The 22,366-nt window shown below is 65.9% G+C and carries 14 protein-coding genes; 8 read left to right on the forward strand and 6 right to left on the reverse strand.

The genetic code is table 11. The annotated features are described in order from the left end of the window. Position 1: 1 nt before the first annotated feature. From AC1D2H_RS10060 to AC1D2H_RS10070, 3 genes are read left to right on the forward strand one after another with little or no spacing between them, the layout of a single operon-like run. On the forward strand, positions 2-1,972 hold the full coding sequence (locus AC1D2H_RS10060) for a glycoside hydrolase family 127 protein (protein WP_478010830.1): 1,971 nt from the start codon (positions 2-4) through the stop codon (positions 1,970-1,972). A gap of 44 nt (positions 1,973-2,016) precedes the next feature. After that, positions 2,017-3,282 carry a glycoside hydrolase family 27 protein gene (locus AC1D2H_RS10065; protein WP_477902222.1) on the forward strand — a complete coding sequence of 422 codons (1,266 nt, stop codon included), beginning with the start codon at positions 2,017-2,019 and terminating at the stop codon, positions 3,280-3,282. Between the two features lie 12 nt (positions 3,283-3,294). After that, complete coding sequence (locus AC1D2H_RS10070; protein WP_478010831.1) at positions 3,295-4,929, forward strand: DUF5597 domain-containing protein; 1,635 nt, start codon at positions 3,295-3,297, stop codon at positions 4,927-4,929. A 429-nt stretch (positions 4,930-5,358) separates the two neighbouring features. Here the strand turns inward: AC1D2H_RS10070 and AC1D2H_RS10075 are convergent, their stop codons facing one another. Next, a complete protein-coding gene (locus AC1D2H_RS10075) occupies positions 5,359-5,859 on the reverse strand; it encodes an alpha-amylase family protein (protein WP_478010832.1) in 501 nt (166 codons plus the stop codon). 436 nt (positions 5,860-6,295) lie between these two features. Beyond that, complete coding sequence (locus AC1D2H_RS10080; protein WP_477902228.1) at positions 6,296-7,348, reverse strand: LacI family DNA-binding transcriptional regulator; 1,053 nt, start codon at positions 7,346-7,348, stop codon at positions 6,296-6,298. Between the two features lie 319 nt (positions 7,349-7,667). On the opposite strand from AC1D2H_RS10080, the gene AC1D2H_RS10085 reads away from it, so the two are divergent. The 5 genes from AC1D2H_RS10085 to AC1D2H_RS10105 all read left to right on the forward strand — a co-directional run bounded on the left by AC1D2H_RS10085 (position 7,668) and on the right by AC1D2H_RS10105 (position 14,943). Next, positions 7,668-9,269, forward strand: a complete 1,602-nt coding sequence (locus tag AC1D2H_RS10085) for a glycoside hydrolase family 43 protein (protein WP_478010833.1) — start codon at positions 7,668-7,670, stop codon at positions 9,267-9,269. Positions 9,270-9,359: 90 nt separating this feature from the next. Then, positions 9,360-10,985 carry a glycoside hydrolase family 43 protein gene (locus AC1D2H_RS10090; RefSeq protein WP_478010835.1) on the forward strand — a complete coding sequence of 542 codons (1,626 nt, stop codon included), beginning with the start codon at positions 9,360-9,362 and terminating at the stop codon, positions 10,983-10,985. Between the two features lie 108 nt (positions 10,986-11,093). Then, positions 11,094-12,749: a glycoside hydrolase family 43 protein gene (locus tag AC1D2H_RS10095; protein WP_478010836.1), complete on the forward strand. Its 1,656-nt coding sequence runs from the start codon at positions 11,094-11,096 to the stop codon at positions 12,747-12,749. A gap of 59 nt (positions 12,750-12,808) precedes the next feature. Beyond that, positions 12,809-14,344 (forward strand): alpha-N-arabinofuranosidase, encoded by a 1,536-nt coding sequence (locus tag AC1D2H_RS10100; protein ID WP_478010837.1) that lies wholly within the window; start codon positions 12,809-12,811, stop codon positions 14,342-14,344. Positions 14,345-14,523: 179 nt separating this feature from the next. Next, entirely contained in the window at positions 14,524-14,943 is a 420-nt protein-coding gene (locus AC1D2H_RS10105; RefSeq protein WP_477937767.1) for a transposase family protein, read from the forward strand. Positions 14,944-15,004: 61 nt separating this feature from the next. Here AC1D2H_RS10105 and AC1D2H_RS10110 read toward each other — a convergent pair whose 3' ends face one another. From AC1D2H_RS10110 to yicI, 4 genes are all read right to left on the reverse strand, one after another. Then, positions 15,005-17,056: an alpha-L-arabinofuranosidase C-terminal domain-containing protein gene (locus tag AC1D2H_RS10110; RefSeq protein WP_478010838.1), complete on the reverse strand. Its 2,052-nt coding sequence runs from the start codon at positions 17,054-17,056 to the stop codon at positions 15,005-15,007. A gap of 138 nt (positions 17,057-17,194) precedes the next feature. After that, entirely contained in the window at positions 17,195-18,781 is a 1,587-nt protein-coding gene (locus AC1D2H_RS10115; RefSeq protein ID WP_477937771.1) for a rhamnogalacturonidase, read from the reverse strand. Between the two features lie 194 nt (positions 18,782-18,975). Next, complete coding sequence (locus AC1D2H_RS10120) at positions 18,976-20,325, reverse strand: hypothetical protein (RefSeq protein ID WP_477937773.1); 1,350 nt, start codon at positions 20,323-20,325, stop codon at positions 18,976-18,978. Beyond that, positions 20,322-22,366 (reverse strand): alpha-xylosidase (gene yicI / locus AC1D2H_RS10125; RefSeq protein ID WP_478010839.1); only part of this gene is annotated, 2,045 nt, incomplete at its 5' end. The genes AC1D2H_RS10120 and yicI, both read right to left, overlap by 4 nt.

A 22,366-nucleotide genomic window follows, 5' to 3' on the forward strand; every position in this document is an offset into this window, starting at 1 on the left:
CATGAAGACTGATTTTCAGAAAAGCTCAAGCACGAGATCGACACCCGGCGACGCCTGGGATCAGGGGCTTTCGGCGGATCTCCTTCGACGCCACCTGTTGCAGGTCCTTGCCGCGGCGCCGCTGCTGCTCGGCATGCCGGCCGAGGCCGACGAGGCGAGTGGTGAGGAAAGCGGCCCGGGCGAAGCCGCGCAGCCTTTCCCCTTGTCGGATGTGCGGCTGCTCGACGGCCCATTTCGCAAATCCGAGAACCTCAATGCGCGCTATCTCGAGTCGCTGAACTGCGACCGCCTGCTGCATAACTATCGGAAAAGTGCAGGCCTCATGCCAAAGGCGCCGGTGTACGGCGGCTGGGAGGCCGAGGGGCTTTGCCCGGGACACACCCTGGGCCATTTCCTGAGCGCCTGCTCGCTGCTATGGGCGTCCACCGGGCGGGAGAGTGCGCGCGTCAGGATCGACTACGTCATCAAGGAGCTGCAGGCCTGCCAGGAAGCGGCGCCTGGTGGCCTGGTCTGCGGCTTCCCCGATGGCGATACGCAACTGCGCAACTGCCTGGCCGGCCGGCCTGTCATCGGGGTGCCCTGGTACGCGCTGCACAAGTTCATGGCCGGGCTGCGCGACGTGCATGTGCACCGCGTGAACAAGCGGGCGCTCCCCATCCTCGTGCGTATCGCCGACTGGATCGACGAGGCCGCGCGGCCCATCGACGAGGCGCGCTTTCAGAAGATGCTCGATCTGGAGCACGGCGGCATGAGTGAAGTGCTGGCGGACCTGCATGCACTCACCGGAGAGGCGCGCTACCTGCGCCTGGCCGAGCGCTTCAGCCACCGGGCACTGCTCGCGCCGCTGGCCGAAGGGCGTGACACCCTCGACGGCATGCATGCCAACACGCAGATTCCCAAGGTCATCGGCTTTGCCCGGCTGCACGGGCTCACGGGACAGGCGCAATACCGACGAGCCGCGCGCTACTTCTGGCGCGCGGTGGTCGAGCAGCGCTCGTTTGCGACCGGCGGGCATGGCGACAACGAGCATTTCTTTCCGCCCGCCGAGTTCGAGAAGCATCTGGCCTCGGCCTCGACCATGGAGACCTGTGGCACCTACAACATGCTGCGCCTGACGCAAGCCCTGTTCGCGGCGCAACCGTCGGTGGCCTACGCCGACTTCCACGAACGCGCCCTGTTCAACGGCATCCTCGCTTCGCAGGAGCCGGACAGTGGCATGTTCACCTACTTCCAGGCCACCCGACGCACCTATCCGAAGCTCTACTGCTCGCATGAGCATTCGTTCTTCTGCTGCACCGGCACGGGGATGGAAAGCCACGCCAAGCACGTCGACTCCATCTATTTCCACCGCGGGGACGTGCTGTATGTGAACCAATACATGGCGTCGGATCTGCACTGGGCCGACCAGGGCGTGCATCTGCGCCAGACGACCAACTTTCCCGAGCGCGGCGCCAGCCGGCTCACGCTGCGGCTGGAGCGGCCCACCCAGCTCGTTCTCAGGCTGCGCCACCCGGGCTGGTGCAAGCAGATGAGCGTGCGCCTGAACGGCCGCCAACTCATGGCCAGTGACCAGGCCGGGCGCTACATGGAGCTCTCGCGCACCTGGCGCAACGGCGACGTGCTGGATATCGATCTGCCGATGCATCTGCACCTGGCGCCGTTGCCGAACGCGCCTCAGATTGCAGCGCTCATGTATGGGCCGCTGGTGCTGGCGGCGCGCATCGATGGCCCCGCCATGGCGCCCGGTGCCGACCTGGTGGCGCACAACGTGTCCTATGGCAAGAAGTTCACCGAACCGCTGGAGATCCTCCCGCTGCACCTAGAGGGCGTCGGCCTCGACCGGGCGGTCCGGCGCGGTGCTGGCCCGCTGACGTTCCATCTGAGCGGGCCGAGCCCGGGCCAAGCGTACGAGCTGATGCCGTTCCACAGCATCGCGCACGGCTACTCCAACTTGTATTGGCGGCTCAGCTGACGCGGCGATGCCCCTTTTCTACGAATCACCAAGGAACCTGAGAAGTGAAAACAAGGCACACAACACACAAGTCGCTGTTCCACAGCTGGGCAATGATGGCCGCCGCGGCGCTGACCCTGTTCCTTGGCGCGGCAGGCAATGGCTGGGCTCAAAAGACTGAAGGCCTGGCGCTCACCCCGCCCATGGGCTGGAACAGCTGGAACAAATTTGCCTGCGATATCGACGAGCGCCTGATACGCGAGACCGCCGATGCCATGGTCAAGTCGGGCATGAAGAACGCCGGCTACCAGTACGTGAACATTGACGATTGCTGGCAAGGCCAGCGCGACGCCGACGGCAACATCCAGCCCGACCCCAAGCGCTTCCCATCCGGCATGAAGGCGCTGGCGGACTATGTGCATGGCCAGGGACTCAAGCTGGGCATCTACTCGGATGCCGGCGCCACCACCTGCGGCGGCCGTCCCGGCAGCCGCGGCCACGAATATCAGGATGCGCTGGTCTACGCGCGCTGGGGCATCGATTACGTCAAGTACGACTGGTGCGACACCCCGGGCATGAGCGCCGAGCCGGCCTACACCACCATGCGCGACGCGATCGCCAAGGCGGGCCGTCCGATGGTGTTCAGCATCTGCGAATGGGGCATGAGCAAGCCGTGGGAGTGGGCCGGCAAGGTCGGCCATCTGTGGCGCACCACACCCGACATCTACAACTGCTTCGACTGCCAGTTCAATCCCGGTTTCTCGACGGGTCTGGGCGTGCTGCGCATCCTCGACAAGCACGCTGACGCCAACCTGCGCAACTTCGCAGGGCCCGGTCACTGGAACGACATGGACATGCTCGAAGTCGGCAACGGCATGAGCGAGGATGAAGACCGCGCCCATCTGTCGATCTGGGCCATGCTGGCCTCCCCCCTCATCCTGGGCAACGACCTGCGTTCCATGTCCGAGTCGACCCGCCGCATCCTGACCAACGCGGGCGTGATCGCGGTGAACCAGGACAAGCTGGGTGTGCAGGCGCTGCGCGTCCTGGTCGACGGTCCGCTGGAGTTCTATGCCAAGCCGCTCGACGGCGGGGATTGGGCACTGATGTTCCTGAACCGCTCCAACCAGCCTGCCGACGTTCACCATGACTGGAAGAAGCAAGTCCTGGGCGATGACCTGAGCAAGCGGTCGGTCGATTTCAAGCAGGCCGTCTACCGCTGGTCCGACCTGTGGAGCAAGAAGACGGGCGACACCAGCGGCAAACTGCAAGCGCGGCTGGCGCCGCACAGCGTGCTGATGCTGCGTCTGACCGGCCCTGCGAAACCCTAGGGCCCGGCCGCGATGAAGAAGACCTCCCTGATCGCGGCCCTGCTCGCCGCAATGCTTGTCACGCCCGTCAGCGCCGCCGAAGCCCCGCGCCTCGTGCAGCGGGACGGCCACCATGCCTTGCTCGTCGACGGCAAACCCTTCCTGATGCTTGGCGCCCAGGCGCACAACTCCAGCAACTATCCCAAAGCCCTGGGCAAGGTCTGGGCCGCGGCCAACGATGCGCATGCCAACACCGTGCTGATGCCGGTGGCATGGCAGCAGGTCGAGCCCCAGGAAGGCCAGTTCGACTTCAGCTTCCTCGACGTCCTGGTCAAGGAAGCGCGGCAGCAGGACAAGCGCCTCGTGCTGTTGTGGTTCGCGACCTGGAAGAACACCGGCGGCTCGTACACCCCCGACTGGGTCAAGCTCAATGGGAGGCGCTTCCCTTCCATGCTGGACCGCGACGGCAAGCCCAACTTCTGCTTCAGCCCCTTCGGCGAAGAGACGCTCAAGGCCGACAAGCGCGCCTTCGTGGCGCTCATGGCCCACCTGAAGAAGATCGACGCGACCGAGCGCACCGTGCTGATGGTTCAGGTCGAGAACGAGGCCGGCACCTACGGCCTCGTGCGCGACTTCGGGCCAGCGGCCCAGGCGGCCTTCGAGCAGCCGGTGCCCGCCGAAGTGCTGGCGCGCCAGAAGCCCAAGGCCGCCGCATCAGGCACCTGGCGCGAGGTCTATGGCGACTACGCCGACGAGTACTTCCACGCCTGGGCCATCGCCCGCTACATCGGCGAGATCGCCAAGGCCGGCCGCGCCGTCTACGACCTGCCGATGTACGTCAACGGCGCGCTGCGCGAGGCGCTGGAACAGCCGCCCAAGCCCTGGCAGGGCAACTTCGCCAGCGGTGGGCCGGTCTGGGACGTCATCGACATCTACAAGGCCGCAGCACCCGCCATCGACATCGTCGCGCCCGACATCTATACGCCCAACTCCGAGGGGATCAAGGCCAATATGCGCCTGTACCAGCGGCCTGACAACGCGCTGTGGATTCCCGAGATCGGCAATGCCGAGGGCTATGCGCGCTGGATCTACGCGGCGCTGGGCCGCGGCACCCTGGGTGTGGCGCCCTTCGGCCTGGACTACTTCAACTACGCCAACTTCCCGCTGGGCTCCAAGCGCACCGACAAGACCATGGTCGAGCCCTTCGCCCGCGTCTTCGGCGCCTTTCGGCCGATTCAGCGCCAGTGGGCGCAGTGGGCCTTCGAGGGCCGCACGCGCGGCGCCGCTGAAGGCGACGACCGCAAGCCCCAGTCGCTGGAACTGCCAGGCGGCTGGATCGCCAAGCTGACCTACCGCCAATGGCAGTTCTGGGACCTTGCGTGGGACAGCAAAGACGAGCGGCCGGCCGGCACCGAACAGCCCGGCGGCGGCGTGGCCATTGCGCAGATCGGCGACGACGAGTTCCTCATCGTCGGCCAGCGCACCCGCGTGCGCATGGAAGGCGGGCCGCAAGCAAGCGGCTTCATGCTGCGCGTCGAGGAAGGCAGCTTTGACGACAAGGGCCGCTGGCAGATGGAGCGCGTGTGGAACGGCGACCAGGTCGACAGCGGCCTGAACCTGATGGCCGAGCCCATCATGCTCAAGGTCAAGATGGCGCGCACGCGCTGAAGCGATGTTGCTGCGCCTCCAACTGAACGAGCTCAGGGCCACCAGGAAGGGCCCTGGCCTCTGCATTTCCGACTTCAACCGCGGCGTGAGCACCACGGACCCAGCGGAAGATGCACCCTGTCTCACGGCTCGTCTTCAGGCTGCGTCACCCGGGCTGGCGAAGACAGCTGAGCGTGCGCCCGAACAGCCGCAGACTCATCGACAGTCACGGCGAGCGCAAGCCCACGCCGTCAGCATGAGCATCCGCTCGTCGCGAGTGAGACATGCGTCGCCCTCGCCCTCGCCCTCGCCATCGCCCAGCCTGCCCCCGCTCATGTTCAGCACGCCGGCATCGGGCCAGGCTCGGGGCGCGCCTGCGACGCGCACTCCAGCAGTTTGACGATGCCGTCGCGCAGTTCGGGCCAACCGCCCTCATGCAGCAACTTCGGGCTAGGCGCCAAGCATCAATTCGATGCGACGGCCCGTGGCTTCGATGGCGCGGCGGAGCAAGCCGACCTCGTCTGCCTGGCCGTCCAGCGAGGCGCTGGCATCGATCGAGACCGCGTCGACTCCGCATGCCGCGAGCTGGGCGAACCAGGCACGGTACCAATCGAAAGCGCCGGGGTGGTCGAGGTTGACGCCGCACATGTCGGTGTTCCAGGCGCCGGCCGARCCCGGGTTGGCGACCTCATCGCAACGCCATGGGCTGCCGGCGATAGGCAGCCCTCGCGCGACCGCTTCGCGGGGGATGCCGCGCGTCAGGTGCACACCGAAGCGCAAGCCGAGGCGGTGAACCTGGGCTGCGAGCGGAGCGAAGCCGCATCCCTCCATGGCGCTGGGGAAGCGGTCCGCCGCGGGCTGCGGTCGGCCGTGGGCATCCAGTTGCACCAGTGCAAACGGCGGGCATCCTGAGGCTGTCGCGTCCGCCACATACCACTCGGGCGCGACCATGGCGACGTCGTAGCCAGACGCCAAGAGGCGCTCGGCCAGGATGCTCGCATTCGCCAAGTACCCGGCTTCAGTCATCGGGGCGCCAAGACCATCCCGGCTGCTCCAGCCCATTGACGGCGCGGAACCGCATTCGTCGCCGGGCTCGCCGTTCCCCGCCGTCACCGCAAATCGGTCGCTCGCGGCATCGTGACGATCACGCGAGCCGCCTAGACCAGGCCTGGGAGCCATCATCGGAAAAGAGCCCGCCGGAGAGATTGTGTTCAACCTGGATGAGGACATAGGACGCTTGAAGGCTCGCACCTTGATTCGACGCCGAATTGAAGTTGATTCGGCGCCGAATCAACGGAGGAAAATAATTGCAGCCGTGCCGCGCAAGCATCGTAGTTCGGTCGACGGTCGAACTAACTAGGGAAAAACCTAGCCACTTTCCTGCGTGTCAAGGGATGGTCAGCGGCTCGCTTCGAGGTCCCGGCAGCGTTCGCCTGTGAACAAGCTCGACCGGCATGACGATGTCGCGAGGGCCCTGGTAGGCCTCACCACGGCGCTGCGCCTCGATCAGCTGCATCAGGACCTCAACCGCGCGACGACCCATCTCAAGCAGGGGCTGGCGCACGGTCGTCAGGCGCAAGGTGCGGGCCATCAAGGTGTTGTCGAAGCCGGTGATCGAGATGTCCCGAGGAACGCTCAGCCCGCAGCCCTCCAGCGCGTCGATGCAGCCGAAGGCGATGTCGTCGCTGCCACAACAGACCGCCTCGGGCAACGGCTGACCGCGGTGGCGTTCCATCCATTCCTGCATGGCCTGCCTACCCCCTTCGGACGTGAACCAAGTGCGAATCACGTGGTCGGAAGCAACTTCCACCCCGGCTTCGGCATGGGCGCGCAGGAAGCCATCGACGCGATGGTCTGCTCCCTTGGTGCGCATCGGTCCGCCCACACAGAGGATTCGGCGATAGCCAAGCCCGAGCATGTGGCGCGCGATGGCATAGCCGCCCGCTTCATCGTCCGCCTCGACGTTCACCTCGGCCCGCAGCAGCCTGCCGGCGTGGATCGTGACCAGGGGTGTGTGCGGTGGCAGCCAGGTCGTGGTGTCGTCTTCCAGGTAGGGCGCCAGCACGACGAGCCCGTCGACACGGCCGTCGCACAAGGCCGGAATGCGCTTGGGTGCTTCTTCCCAGCCGCCAAGTGGAAAGATGCACGCGGTCTGGTGGGCCTCCGTCGCGCCCCGCACGACGCCGTTGAACACCTCCAGGAAGTAGAGGTTGGGTTCCTCATGGGCGATGTTGGCGACGAAACCGATGGCGTTGGTGCGTTGATACGTCAGCGCACGCGCGGTCGCGTTCGGCCGGTAGTGCAGGCGCTCCGCCGCCGCCAGCACCCGCTCCCGCGTCTCGGCCGATACCCGCGTCGAACCCCTGGCGCCGTTGAGCGCGCAGGACGCCGCCACATCGGAAACCCCGGCTTCTCGCGCGACATCGGCGAGCGTGGGCAACTTGTGACGACGGCTCTTCGGTGGCTTGGAAGGCTTGGGTAGGGAAGCGGGCACTGTCCGGCGGGCGGGGGAGGACGGGGGCGCCGCACTCTAGCACCGCGCCCTTTCGGAACCCATCAGCACGCCGTGCGTAGGTGTTTGCACTGGTTAGACCACTTTGGTCAAAATTGCGAAACTGGTTATACCAATCGATGGGGTGCGATGAGGTTCCGTAGCCGGCTGCTGCCTCGGGCCTCACGGCGAGCCACCAGCGTGAGTTGGCCGAGCAACGAGACAAGCTCGACACGCCAGACAACCAATAAAAGTTCACACCTGAGCCATGCGCCTCCCTAGCCTCCTGCACCACATCGCCCTTTGCTGCGCCGCCCTCGCCTGCGGGACTGCGCCAGCCGCCGAACCAGCGCCCGGCGCCAACCCGGTGCTGTGCGACCGCTTCACCGCCGACCCCGCGCCGCTGGTCGTGGGCGACACGGTCTACCTCTACGTCGGCCATGACGAGGCCAAGGGCGACGACTTCTTCCTGATGAAGGAGTGGCTGGCCTATTCGTCCAAGGACCTGCGCCACTGGACCGCCCACGGCGCCTTCATGAAGCCCACCGACTTCAAGTGGGCCACGGGCGACGCCTGGGCCGCGCAGGTGGTGCAGCGCAACGGCCGCTTCTACTTCTACGCCACCGTGCAGCACGACAACACCCACCCGGGCAAGGCCATCGGCGTGGCGGTGGCCGACAACCCATTGGGCCCGTTCAAGGATGCGCGCGGCTCGGCGCTGGTCACCGACGCGATGACGCCCGGCCCCTACAACTGGAACGACATCGACCCCACCGTCTTCATCGACGACGACGGCACCGCCTGGCTGGCCTGGGGCAACCCCGTGCTCTACCTGGCGAAGCTCAAATCCAACATGACCGAGTTGGACGGGCCCATCGAGAAGATCGCGCTGCCCAACTACACCGAGGGCCCGTGGCTGTCCAAGCGCAAGGGGCTGTACTACATGACCTATGCGTCCATGGCGCACCAGAACGTCTGGGAGCACCTGTCCTATGCCACCGCGCCCAGCCCCCGCGGGCCCTGGACCTACCAGGGCGTGCTGACCGGCCCGACGAAGAACAGCTTCACCATCCACGCGGGCATCGTCGACGACTTCAACGGCCAGTCCTACCTGGTCTATCACAACGGCGCGCTGACCCTGCCGGATGGGGAGACCGGCGCCGGCGCCCGCCGCTCCGTCACGATGGAATACCTCTACTACGACGCCGATGGCCGCATGTGGCCCGTGACGCAGACCGAGGCCGGCATCAGCACGCCGCCCCGACCGCCCGCCGGCAAGGTGCCCGCGCCGGCGGACCCGGGTCGCTCCGACCCCCGCGTGGCCGTTCAGCAGTTCGCCCAGGGCTATCCCGAAACCTGGCCAGGCAGCCCGGCGCTGGCCTCGGTCACCCGGCCTTTCGAGCAGGCCCCGGAACCTGTGGGCTTCAAACGCGACGGCGGCGGCGCCAGCCGCCTGGTGCAGACCTTCACGCCACGTGCCGACATCGCGCTGGGCCGGCTCAGCCTGTACGCCGGCGACGGCCATGGCACGGATGCGACGCATGCCTTGCGGCTGTCGCTGCGTGACGTGGAGGCCGGCACCGAACTGCTCGGCGCCGGCGAGGGCCTGGCCATCGCCTACCGGCCGCAAGGGGCCGGCCTGCTGAGCTTTGACTTCAGCGCCCATCCGCCGGTCGTGCTGAAGTCCGGTCGCCGCTATGCGCTGGCGCTGCAGGGCGAGAAGGACGCGCTGACGATCAATCTGCGCGCCAGCCGCAGCGACGTCTATGCCGACGGCGAGGCCAGCCTGGACGACCGGCCGTTGAAGGACCGGGAGAGCGGCCGCCCCGCGGACTTCGCGTTCGCGCTGTACGCGCGCCAGGCGCACTGAGTCGGCCGCAGGCCGTCGGTGCATGGCGGCCGCCATGCCCGCATGCTGCAACCGATGCCCTGGCTCGCATAACGACTCCGGAGACAAGACATGGACAAACACCCCGACGGCCTGAGCCGCCCGATCTTTTACCTGCTGATGGCTCTCGTCCTCTGCGTCGGGTCTCAGGCCGTTGCGGCGGCAGAGGCTGTACAGGCAGCACCTGCCCACAACCCCCTGATCTGGGCGGACGTCCCAGACATCGCAGTCATCCGGGTAGGAAAAACCTACTACATGAGCAGCACGACGATGCACATGAGCCCGGGGCTTCCGATCATGAAGTCGACGGACCTGGTCAACTGGAGCATGGCCTCCTATGCCTATGAAACCCTCGCCGACAACGACGCCATGCGCCTCGAAAACGGCAAGAACGCCTACGGTGCAGGCTCCTGGGCCAGCAGCCTGCGTCACCACAATGGCGTGTTCTACGCCTCGACTTTCGCCTACACCAGCGGACGCACGCACATCTACACCACGCGCGATCCGGAGCGGGGCCCGTGGAAGGAGACGAGCTTCGAGCCCGCGCTGCACGACCACAGCCTGTTCTTCGACGACGACGGTCGCGTCTACATGGTTCACGGGGGCGGTCGCATCACGCTCATCGAGCTGAAACCCGATCTCTCCGGCATCAAGCCCGGCGGCGTGAACAAGGTTCTCATCGAGAACGTCAACACCATCTTCGGCACCGACCTGGGCGGGCTCAATGGCGAGGGTTCTCAGCTTCTCAAGGTCAACGGCCGCTACTACCTCTTCAACATCGCGTCGCCCGGTAGCCGCTGGGCGCGCACCGTCATCGTCAGCCGCGCCGACACCATCAATGGCCCCTACGAAAGTCGCATCGCGCTCGATGACCGCGGCATCGCCCAGGGCGGCCTCATCGACACCCCGGAAGGCAAGTGGTACGCCTATCTCTTCAAGGACAACGGCGCCGTCGGTCGCATCCCCTACCTCGTGCCCGTGACCTGGGAGGACGGCTGGCCCGTGCTCGGCCAAGACGGCAAGGTGGCCATGACGCTGGACATTCCCGCCGGCGCTCAGGGCGTTTCCGGTGTCTCCGGCATCGTCGCCTCCGACGAGTTCGACCGCCGGCCCGGCGACCCCGCCCTGCCCCTCGCCTGGCAATGGAACCACAACCCGAACCCCAGTGACTGGTCGCTCAGCAAGCGCCCGGGCTACCTCAGCCTTGTCAGCAGCCGGATCGTTTCCACACTGCCCGAGGCCACGAACACCCTCACGCAGCGCACCTTCGGCCCGCGCAGTTCGGCCATCACCAGCATCGACGTGAGCGGCATGAAGGATGGCGACTGGGCCGGCCTCAGCGCTTTCCAGAAGAACTACGGTTTTGTCGGGGTCAAGATGACCGATGGCGCCAAGTCTCTGGTCATGGTGAGCGCCGACGCCGACAAGCCGAAGGAGATCGCCTCGATTCCGCTCACGGGCAAGACCGTTCACCTCAAAGTCGACTGCGAGTTCGAGCCAGGCCCCGAGGTCGCCCGCTTCTCCTACAGCCTCGACGGCAAATCCTGGACCACTATCGGTCGTTCCTCTCGGCTTTCCTACACCGCGCCGCACTTCATGGGTTATCGCTTCGGCCTCTTCTATTACTCGACCAAGACCGCCGGCGGCCGTGTGGACTTCGACTACTACCGGATCGAGCCGGGCGGCGGCTCGCGCTGACCTTCGCCAGCGCCGTTTGCGCGGCTCGAGCGAGGCCTGCTCGACCGGGCTGCCACGGGGTCCTCCCGGGGCACCCCTCAACAACCTATTGACGTTCCACATCCACCCATGCGCCTTGTCAGATCCCTGTACCCCGTCGCCTTCTGCTGCGCCGCGCTCATCGGCGCGAACGCGCTCGCCGCAGAAGCGTCGCCCGGTGCCAACGCGGCGATGAGCGCCAGCGCCCTTGCGGCGGCACCGTCGAACCGTGCCCACAACCCCGTCATCTGGGCCGACGTTCCTGACATCGCCATCATCCGTGTCGGCAAGACCTACTACATGAGCAGCACGACGATGCACATGAGCCCGGGCCTGCCGATCATGAAGTCGACGGACCTCGTCAACTGGCGCATGGCCTCCTACGCCTATGAAACCCTTGGCGACAACGACGCCTTGCGCCTCGACAACGGCAAGCACGCCTACGGTGAAGGCTCCTGGGCCAGCAGCCTGCGTTATCACAACGGCGTGTTCCATGCCTCGACGTTCTCGGCCAATACCGGGCGCACCCACATCTACACCACGCGCGATCCGGAACGCGGCCCGTGGAAAGAGACCAGCTTTGAGCCCTCGCTGGGTGACCACAGCCTGTTCTTCGATGACGACGGTCGCGTCTACATGGTTTACGGCGGCGGTCGCATCATGCTCACCGAGATGAAGTCCGATCTCTCGGGCATCAAACCCGGCGGCGTGAACAAGGTCATCGTCGAAAACGTCAACGGCCTCTTCGGCGCCGACCAGGGCGGGCTCAAGGGCGAGGGCTCCCAGCTTTTCAAGGCCAACGGTCGCTACTACCTCTTCAACATTGCCTCGCCTGGCAGCCGTTGGGCACGCACCGTCACCATCCACCGCGCCGACACCATCGACGGCCCCTACGAAGGCCGCATCGCGCTCGATGATCGCGGCATTGCCCAGGGCGGCCTCATCGACACGCCCGACGGCAAGTGGTACGCCTATCTGTTCAAGGACAACGACGCCGTCGGCCGCATTCCCTACCTCGTGCCGGTGACCTGGAAGGACGGCTGGCCCGTGCTCGGCGAAGGCGGCAAGGCGCCCATGACGCTCGACATCCCCGCCGGCGCGCAGGGCGTCTCCGGCGCCTCCGGCATCGTCGCGTCGGACGAATTCGTCCGGAAGCCCGGCGACCCCGCCCTGCCCCTGGCCTGGCAATGGAACCACAACCCGAAGCCCCATGACTGGTCGCTCACCAAGCGCCCGGGTTACCTGAGCCTCACCACCAGCCGGGTCGTTCCGACGCTGCTCGAGGCCCCGAACACGCTCACCCAGCGCACCTTCGGGCCGAGCAGTTCGGCCACCACCCGCATCGACGTGAGCGGCATGAAGGACGGCGACTGGGCCGGCTTGTCCGCCTTCCAGCGGCAGTACGGCTTCGTGGGCGTCAAGATGACCGACGGCGTCCGTTCTCTGGTCATGGTGAGCGCCGAAACGGACAAGGCCGAAGAGCTCGCCTCCATTCCCCTCTCCGGCAAGACCGTTCATCTGAGGGTCGACTGCGACTTCGAGCCTGCGCCTGAACTGGCCCGCTTCTCCTACAGCCTCGACGGCAAGTCCTGGACCCCCATCGGTCGTCCCTCTTCCCTGAAGTACACCTTCCCGCACTTCATGGGTTATCGCTTCGGCCTCTTCTACTACGCGACCAAGACGGCCGGTGGCCGCGTCGACTTTGACTACTACCGGGTCGGGCAAGGGACGGAAGAGCGTCGCTGACAAGGCGCGATCACTTTCAGCCTTCCTCCACTTCCGCCCCACCTGAATAGACACCTCCTGTGAACCCCATCAAGCACGGCCTCGCCGTACTCGGYCTGATCGCGGCCCCGGCCTTTGCCGCCAACGAGGTCAGCATCAGCATCGACGCCGGCAAGGCCGGCCCGGTCATCAGCAAGTATGTGTACGGCCAGTTCGCCGAACACCTTGGCACCGGCGTCTACGAAGGCATGTGGGTCGGCACGAAGTCGAACATCCCGAACACCCGAGGCTGGCGCAATGACGTCGTCGGCGCGCTGAAGGAGTTGCATGTGCCGCTGGTGCGCTGGCCGGGCGGCTGCTTCGCCGACACCTACCACTGGCGCGACGGCATTGGCCCGCAGGACAAGCGCCCGAGCAACGTCTGGGGGAACCATGTCGAGGAGATCAACGCCGTCGGCACCCACGAGTTCTTCGACCTGATAGACATGATCGGCGCCGACGCCTACATCAACGGCAACGTCGGCACCGGCTCCGTGCAGGAGATGGCCGACTGGGTCCAGTACATGACGGCGGACGGCGGCTCGCCCCTGGCCAGGCTGCGCGCTCAGAACGGGCGCGAGAAGCCGTTCAAGGTCGCCTTCTTCGGTGTCGGCAATGAGTTGTGGGGTTGCGGCGGCAACATGAAGCCCGACCACTACGCGAACCTCTACAGCAACTACGAGCATTTCCTGTGGGCGCCCGAGAAGTCCCGGCCGAAGATGATCGCCAGCGGCGGCAGCGGCTTCGACACCAGCTGGACCCAGATCCTGAGCAAGGAACTGAAGGACCGCACGATCGGCATCACCGTCCACCAGTACACCGTCCCGACCGGCAACTGGGAGGTCAAGGGCAAGGACCTCGGCTTCAAGGAAGGCGAGTGGATTTCAACCCTTGCCAACACCTTGAAGATGGATCAGCTGGTCAAGGATCACGTGGCCGTGCTGGACAAGAACGATCCCCAGAAGAAGATCGGACTGATGGTCGATGAGTGGGGCACCTGGTATGACGAAGTGAACCCCAGAGGCGGGCTGTTCCAGCAGAACTCCCTGCGCGACGCGCTCGTGGCGGCGCTCAACTTCCACATCTTCCATGAGCACGCGGAGCGGGTCACCCTGACCACCATCGCCCAGATGGTCAACGTGCTGCAGGCGATGGTCCTGACGGACAAGGAGAAGATGGTCCTGACCCCGACCTACTACGCGTTCCAGATGTATGCACCGTTCCAGGATGCCAGGTCGCTGCCGCTCGCCATCAAGGACAACACCAGCTACACCCTGGGTGCCGTGACCATTCCGGGCGTGAGCGCTTCGGCAGCACGAGCCAAGGACGGCAAGGTGTACCTCGCGCTGGTCAACGCCGATCCATCCAAGGCGGTCGATGTCGCCATCAACGTTGCGGGCACGAAGGTCAATGGTGCGGCTGGCAAGGTGCTGACCTCAGCCGCGATGGACGCGCACAACACCTTCCAGAATCCGCAGGTCATCAAGCCGGCGGCGTTCAGCGCGCGTGCCGCGGGCGGCAAGCTGTCGATCAAGGTGCCAGCCAAGGCCGTGATGGTGGTCGCGTTGGAGGAGTGACGCCTCGCGCGCAAGCGCCTCGTGATCGCGCCTGCGTACGCCAGCGATGTTGCGCAGCTTGTCCGCTGCTCATGCCCACCGAATCGCTGTTGAACTTGCATGCCAGACTGCTCGTCAGAAAACTTCTTTGAAGCGGCCGCAGCGCGAACAGCGCCGCCCCGCCCTGCCCACGCTGCATATTGACGGACCGGCCGGGCAGCGGCTTCACGCTGCTCTTCGAGGCGCTCGCCTTGACGCTGTGCCGATCGATTCCGGTCGCGCACGCCGCCGGCCGGTTGCGCATCAACGCGAAGCAGTTGTGCCGCCGGATCGAACACCAAGTCGGCGTGGCACGCCCCCAGGACGACATGAACGGCGTCGCCGTGGTCGGCATCAACGACTTGAGTTTCAGGCGTGGCCAGGACTATGTGGCGCTGGTCCATGGCCTGAAAGGGAAACGCCTGCTGTTCATGACCGAGTGCCGCAAGCACGCCACCGTCATCGACTCCAAGGCCGATTTGATCGAGCACGGCGGCGGTCCTGACGACACACGCCGTGCGCCCGGGAGGCGTGAAATCTCGCTAGGTTCTAAGCTGGCGACATCTGTCCACGCTCGGTGAGCACGCGGTCGCGGTATGCAAGCGGCGCACCCGACCCAAAGCCCGACAGCCTCTTAGCGGCCTATTTGGTCGACAGCACCAGCACCGTCACTGAATACGGCGCGAAGCTGTAGCTGAACTGCTTGCCGAACCCGCTCGCCTTGCTCGTCACCGGCACCACCTTGGTCGGCTCGGCGATGGTGTTGGTATCTTCCTTGTGCGTCGAGCTCAGTACGATTGCCTTGCCTTCGGCCGCCACCTTGACGGCGCCGGCCAGGTCGACCTGCACCGTCTGCGCGTTGCCGATCGCGTTGACGACCTTCAGGTAGATCTCGCCGCGCTGGTCCGACTTGGTCGCCGAGAAGAACATCGTCGGCACCTGCCTGGCCGGCGGCACGTCCTGCGGCGTCTCCTTCTTGGCCTCTTGCTGCCAGGTTTGCATGCTGACCTTCTCGGCGTGCACCGGCAGCGACACATTGCCCAGATAGTTGCTGAACATCTTTTGCGCGTAGTACGACGGCGAACCGTAGCTGGACTGCGCGTTGTAGCCGATCAGGTTGTACTGCCACTGCATGCCGCCCGGGTTCACGTTCACGAACAGCGGCGCGTAGCAGGACATCTCGACGACGTCGGCATTCCGCTCCATGCCGGCCATGAAGGCGGCATCGGCCAGTGCGGCGTGCAGGTTGGTGGTCGGCGTCCCTTCCTGCCCGGCCCATTCGCCGATAAAGATTTTCGGCCCGCTGCGCGCATAACTGTCGTAGCGCGCGGCGTCGTTCATCATCTCCATCGGGTTGAAGTAGTAATGCTCGTCGATCAGGTCGGGGACCCGACTGGTCAACTTCTGTTGCGAGCCAACCCAGTCCTTGCCGTTGACCGTGGAGATCAGCTTGATCTTCGGGTACTTCTTCCTGATGGCGTCGTGGAACTGGGTGTAGCGGCCGTCGTAGGTCTTGTTCTTCTCAAAGCCATCCTCGTTGCCGATCTCGACATAGCGCAGCTTGAACGGCGCCGGATGGCCGTCCTTGGCGCGCTTCGCGCCCCACTTCGTGCTCACGTCGCCGGTCACATATTCGATCTCGTCGAGCGCGTCCTGGACGAAGGGCTGCAGTTCCTTGCCGACCGGGACGGACTCGCCGTTGAGCGCGTAGCCGGCGAACACCGCCAGCACCGGTTCGGCCTTCATGTCCTCGCACCACAGGAGAAATTCGAGCAGTCCCATGCCGTCGGTAGAGCGGTAGCCCCAGGTGCCGGGATTGCCTGGACGCTGGTCGATCGGGCCCAGCGTTTCCTTCCACTTGAAGCGGTTCGTCACGCTGCCGCCTTCGACATAGTTCCCGCCGGGGAAGCGCAGGAAGCCCGGCTTCATGTCGATCATCTTTTGCATCAGGTCGGGCCGGTTGCCGTTCGGCCGGTCCTTGTGGGTCGGCGGAAACAGCGACACCAGGTTGAACCACACCTTGCCCGGACTTTCGGTTGCAAGCACCAGGCGCGCGTCGGCGGTCGGCTTGACGTTCGCACCGGTGGCGAGGGTGACGCTGTAGCGCTTCCATTGGCCGTCAATGCGGCCGCCCTCGGCCTGGGCGTAGATGGTCTTGCCGTCGACGCCTTCAATGCTGAGGGTCAGCGGCACGCCACCGGCGCCGGACGTTTTGGCGTAGAAGCTGGCGCGGTAGCTGGTGTTCGGCGTGACCGGGATGCCCCAGTAGCCAGCATTGGCGATACCGACACGGTGACCCGGCGAAGCGTTCTCGGCGTCGATCCGCAGACTGGTCGTCAGGGCGGTGCCGGCGACCGGGTAACGCTCGTCGAGCGCCATCGCGGCGCTGCCGCCGGCGTCCTGCACCAGCGACCAGTGTTCCGGCGTGGAGCCGTGATTCTTGAAGGCGCGGTTGCGCACCAGTTCCGCATACAGGCCGCCGTCGTAGGAAAAGTTGATCTCCTCGGTCATCAAACCGTACAGGGTCGGACTGACCGGTAGGCCAGGCTTGGCGAGGTCGATCCGGACGGTGGTCTGCGCCATCGCCAGCGCCAGCGGGGCGATCAGGGCAACCAGCGACAGCAGGCGGGGGGCGCGGAAGCGGCGTTGCATGATTGGCATGGCGGCGCTGTGCGATGGAATGTTCGAGTTCATGGGTGGGATGGTCCGGTAGTGGTGCTGCGCTTGCGGGCGCTTTTGTGTGAGGTTCGCGGCACCTACACCGCGAACGTGGTAACAAGAACGGAAGGCCAGGCGCTTGGCGGCCGCGAGCCCCTCGGTCGTCCACCTTGTCTACAAGGTCAGCGCATCCACACGCTCCGGGATCTCGCGGTCCGGCATGCCGCGCACATCCCTGGCCGAGAAGTCGCTGACCCCGCGCAGCGCGAACAGCGCCGCCCCGCCCTGCCCGCGCCGCAGATTGACGGCATGGAAGCTGGCGTCTCTGACATCGTCCAGCACGACCGCGGTTCGCCCCTCCGGCTTGACGTAGCCAACCTTGACGTGATGAACCTCGATGGCCTTCACGTGGCGCATGTAAAACGCATACGCCGGCGCCTTGCCGAACATGCCGGGCTCCGGATACCCGTTGGGATTTTCGGGCGGCACCAGCGCGCTCCAGGCCGCATCGCCGCCGCCCTGGGTTTCTATCTGCACATTGCTGATGCGAATGTCCTCGATCAGATGTCCTTCAATCCCGGCGATGGTGCTGGCGTGATTGACGTGCGCACCGGACACCACAATATTGCTGATATTGATGCGCTTGATGGTGCCCACCGGCGGCTGATTCGGTCCGCGCAGGCGCGCGCCCAAGCGTATGAAGATCGGATCGTTCACCACGCCGCGCATGGTGATGTTGGAAATCGTCAGGTCCTCGATGTGCGAACCGTCCACGCTCTCGATCGCCAGGCCGCGGCACTCGTCGAAGATGCAGTTCGTGATGGTGATGTTCTTGAAGTCGCCATTCGATTCGGTGCCCATCTTGATGCGGCCGTATCGCCCCGACCGGTACTCCGGCGCACTGCGCTTGAACGTGCCATCAATCAGGCTGCCCTCGTCGAAATTTCCCGACACCATGCAGTCGGATATCGTGATGTTTTCGCAGTGCTGGATGCGCCCCAGGCCGTAGCTGGCCTTGAGGCAGATCGCATCGTCCCAGGGCGTATTCAGGCTGCAATTCGTGACGCGCACGTTGTTGCACCCGTCGATATCCATGCCGTCGCGGTTGGTGTCGATGGTCAAGTGGTCGATCAGCACGTTGCCGCAGCCGGTCGCCAAGATGCCGAAATGGCCGCCATGCAAGATCGAGAAATCGCGCAAGATCACGTTGCGGCACTCGCGCAGCGCGATCGCCTTGTCGGCTTCGCCGGGCTGGTCCGGTTTGTCGGTGTAGTAGCCGGTGTACTTGTCGTGGCCGCTGATCAAGCCTTTGCCATGGATCAAGCCACCGCCCACGATAGCCACGTTGTCCAGGCCAATCCCCCAGATCAGGCTGTTTTGCCAGTGACTGTGGCCGTAGTCCTGATAGTTGCCGCCGGCCTCGTTCGGCTCGGGCAGGTCATAGCGCGCCACGCTCGCGTCAACCGCTTCGATCACCGCGCCCGCCTCCAGGTAGAGCGTGATGTTGCTCTTGAGCCTGATTGACGCGGACAGATAGCGTCCAGGCGCGAAATAGACAGTACCCCCGCCCGCTGCCGCTGCGGCCGCAATGGCAGCATTGATCGCCGGCGAGTCGAGCGTGCGGCCATCGCCCTTGGCGCCGAAACGCTTGACGTCGAACAGCGAACTCGTGGGTATGGGCGGCGCCGCCAGCGAGCAAGCCGGCAACGCGGCGACGAGCGCAACGGCCCGTGCCAAAAAATGTCTACGTATGGGCAGCAAGGTGAATTTCCTGAACGCCATTTCTTGAACGCCACGCAACGGGCTGGCAACGACCCAGGCGGTGGGGACCAGCGATGAGCCAACAGCTCGTCGATGCGATTGGCAGACCGCGTTGTCATGCGAGCCCGCCGCCCGAAACCTTCAACGCCACGGCATCGCTGGAATACGCAAGACCTTCCGCAGCCCAGTTTTTCCTAATGACCTTGGGGCAACACCCACTCGATGCCAATGCGGCGCGTGGCCGTTCCGTCGCGCATTTGCGCAGGGTCGGGGGCAGCGGCGGCGGTGGCGGCGGCGCGTGCCAGGCTCACGGCGTCCAGTTCGCGCTCCAGGGCCAGGGCCGGCACACCGCGCACGCCAGCCGCCGTGATCTCGCGGCGCTGCACGAAGCTGCGCACGATCTTGCCGGCGGCATCGATGTCCTGTTCCACGACGACCGTACCCGCGAGCTCGGCACGGCGCGCGAACAGCGGAAAGCCGTTCGCGTCGGTGGCGCCTGGCCCGCTGCGCGGCACATCGGGCAGCAGATAGGCCTGCGAACGCACGGCCAGCGCGGTGCGCCAGGCTTGCAGCGCGCGCGGCGCCGTCATCCGTCGGCTGCGCACCTGCTCCTGGCTCCACCAGCGCAGCAGTTCGCAGCGCGATGCAGGCGATTGGCCGGCATAGGTCCAGCCCGCCGCCTGCAGCGCATCGCGCACCTCGGGGGCGAGGCTGGACGTGTCGCCCGGCAGCTTGGCCAACGTGGCGACCAGCTCGTCCTCAAACGCACGGTCCGGCGAGGGCGGCACCTGCCGAGGCGCCTGCCCCCACCGAGCCAGGCGCTCCGCCTCGCCCTGCCACGCGGTGTTGCGCTGCGCTGCGGGCAGCGCCTCGATCAACTGCGCCACCTGCGCCGCAGGCCGTGACTGATCCAGCCCATTGCAGATGCCGGGCGTCTTGAGCGCTTCGATCCAGATCGTGTCGCTGGGCTGCGGTGTCGCATCGGCCTGCCAGAGCGCCACTTCGTTCAGCACGCGATTGCTCAATCGCTGCGCGGCTACCTCGGCGCGCAGCTCACCCTTGCCCTGGGCGGTTTCCTCGGTCAACCATGCCGCCCAGCTGGCCTGGGCGCGCTCACGTTGTTGACGCAGCACATCCTCGGCCACGCTGCGGTGCTCGGGCGAGAGCTTCAGGTCGGCAGGCAACTGGAACATGCCCGCCAGCAAGTCCACCGGCTGGCGCAGCAGTCCCGCATCGCGCTCCAGACGCTCACGCAGCTTGGCCCGCTGTTCGACCATCAAGCGGCGCGCAGCTTCGTCACGCTGCTGGTCGATCAGCTCCTGCGCCATCTGCTTGTTCTTGGCCGCAGCCGCCGCCTTGTCCGGGTTCTGCCCCTCGGCCGCCACGCCGCCAACGCGACCGGGCTCCATGCCGGGAAAGGTGCCCTGAGCCAGCACCGCCGCCGGTGCATGCAGGAGCGCCGCCAGCGCAACCAGCCGCAGAGAAAACCACCGCCCAGAACCCGGCATGACGTCGCCACGACGTCCAACGCGTGATGCTTTCATGAACGCTTCCAGTTCAAGGTCTTGCCCTCGGCCAGCACGGTGCTGCGTTGCCCGTCCACGTCCAGGCTCCAGTCGCGCAGCGCACCCTCGGAGACCTGGGCCGTGTACTGCCCGCCGCTGCGGCCGACCGTGCCGCGTGCCGCGACGTTGCCGTCCAGGCCCACGACCGTGAAGGCCGCGCTCTTGCCGTCAGCCAGCTCGAACACGCGCAGCACCGTGCCGCGGGCGTAGTCGTAGTCCGGCTTCTCGGTCTCGGCGCCCCAGGCGATGACGCTGCCCGGCGCGGCGTAAAGCGGCAACGATAGGAAGCCATGCGTCTCGCGATGCCAGCGGCCGCCCTGCTTCTTCTCGCCGCTGAGCAGATGGGTCCAGGTGCCCTCGGGAAGGTAGAAGTCCACCTCGCCGCTCTCCGTGAACACCGGCGCCACCAGCAATGCTTCGCCGAGCTGGTACTGCCGGTCCAGCGGCGCGCAGGCCGGGTCGTGCGGATGCTCAATGAGCATTGCGCGCATCAGCGGGACGCCGGTCTGGGTCGCCTCGTGAGCCTTGGCGTAGAGATAAGGCATGAGCTGGTGCTTGAGCCGCGTGAAGGCGCGCAGCACGTCGCAGCTTTCCTCGTCGACCAACCATGGCACCCGGTAGGAGCTGCTGCCGTGCAGGCGGCTGTGCGAGGACATCAGGCCGAACTGGATCCAGCGCTTGTAGACGGCCGGCGGTGGGTTGCCCTCGAAGCCGCCGATGTCGTGGCTCCAGAAGGCGAAGCCGCAACTGGTGAGTGACAGGCCGCCTCTGAGGCTCTCGGCCATGGACTCGAAGGTGCTCCAGCAGTCGCCACCCCAGTGCACCGGGAAGCGCTGGCCGGAGGCGTAGGTGGAGCGTGCGAAGACGATGGCGTCCTGGCCCTGCACTTCTTCCAGCAGCTCGAAGACGGCCTGGTTGTAGTGCAGCGCGTAGAGGTTGTGCATCTCGACGGGGTCGGAGCCGTCGAAGTAGGTCACGCCTTCGCTGGGGATGCGCTCGCCGAAGTCAGTCTTGAAGCAGTCGGCACCCTGGGCGATCAGGCGGCGCAGGTGGCTCTGGTACCAGGTCTTGGCGGCGGGGTTCGTGAAGTCCACGATGGCCATGCCGGGCTGCCACTGATCCGTTTGGAACGTGAGGCCGTTGGTTCTCTTGATGAAGTAACCGTTCTTGGCGCCTTCAGCAAACAGCGGCGACTTCTGCGCCACGTAGGGGTTGATCCAGAGGCTGATCTTCAGGCCCTTGGCATGCAGGCGCGCCAGCATGGCCTCGGGCTCGGGGAAGCCGCGCGGGTCCCAGGCGAAGTCGCACCACTGGAACTCGCGCATCCAGAAGCAGTCGAAGTGGAAGACGGCCAGCGGCAGGTCACGGCGCGCCATCTCGTCGATGAAGTGGGTGGCTGTGGCCTCGTCGTATTGCGTCGTGAACGAGGTCGTCATCCACAGGCCGAAGCTCCAGGCCGGCGGCAGTGGCGAGCGGCCTGTCAGCGCCGTCAACCGGCCAACAACTTCCTTGGGCGTGGGGCCGGCAATGACGCAGTAGTCGAGACTTTCGCCCTCGCGGCTGAACTGCACGCGGGCGACCTTCTCCGAGCCGACCTCGAAGGACACCGGGCCGGCCTCGTTGACGAGCACGCCGTAGCCGCGGTTGGTCAGGTAGAAGGGCACGTTCTTGTAGGCCTGCTCACAGGCCGTGCCGCCGTCCTTGTTGGTGTTCTCGACGATCTGGCCGTTCTTGACCCAGGGCGTGAAGCGCTCGCCGAGACCGTAGACGTTCTCGCCCACCGCCAGCGACAGCTGATCGTGGACGTAATTGCCCTTGCCCGCGTACTGGATGTAGCCCAGGCCACGCCAGTCGCTCTTGGTGAGGACGCGGTCGCCTTCGCGGAAGGTCAGCGCCCAGCCGTCGCCCTTCTTGACGTCGACCGAGATCGGTCCGGACGTGAGCGTGGCCTTGGTCTCGCCGTTGACGATCTGCACGGCCGGTTTGCCGGCGCCGACCATGGGGATGTGCAGGCGCGGCG

Source organism: Roseateles sp. P1_C1_2 (assembly GCF_056406535.1).

Excerpts from the sequence above, each read along its gene's own strand:
- AC1D2H_RS10085 (WP_478010833.1), top strand. The coding sequence starts at position 7,668 with ATGCGCCTCCCTAGCCTCCTGCACCACATCGCCCTTTGCTGCGCCGCC.
- AC1D2H_RS10095 (WP_478010836.1), top strand. The coding sequence starts at position 11,094 with ATGCGCCTTGTCAGATCCCTGTACCCCGTCGCCTTCTGCTGCGCCGCG.
- AC1D2H_RS10060 (WP_478010830.1), top strand. The coding sequence starts at position 2 with ATGAAGACTGATTTTCAGAAAAGCTCAAGCACGAGATCGACACCCGGC.
- AC1D2H_RS10090 (WP_478010835.1), top strand. The coding sequence starts at position 9,360 with ATGGACAAACACCCCGACGGCCTGAGCCGCCCGATCTTTTACCTGCTG.
- AC1D2H_RS10120 (WP_477937773.1), bottom strand. The coding sequence starts at position 20,325 with ATGAAAGCATCACGCGTTGGACGTCGTGGCGACGTCATGCCGGGTTCT.
- AC1D2H_RS10070 (WP_478010831.1), top strand. The coding sequence starts at position 3,295 with ATGAAGAAGACCTCCCTGATCGCGGCCCTGCTCGCCGCAATGCTTGTC.
- AC1D2H_RS10110 (WP_478010838.1), bottom strand. The coding sequence starts at position 17,056 with ATGAACTCGAACATTCCATCGCACAGCGCCGCCATGCCAATCATGCAA.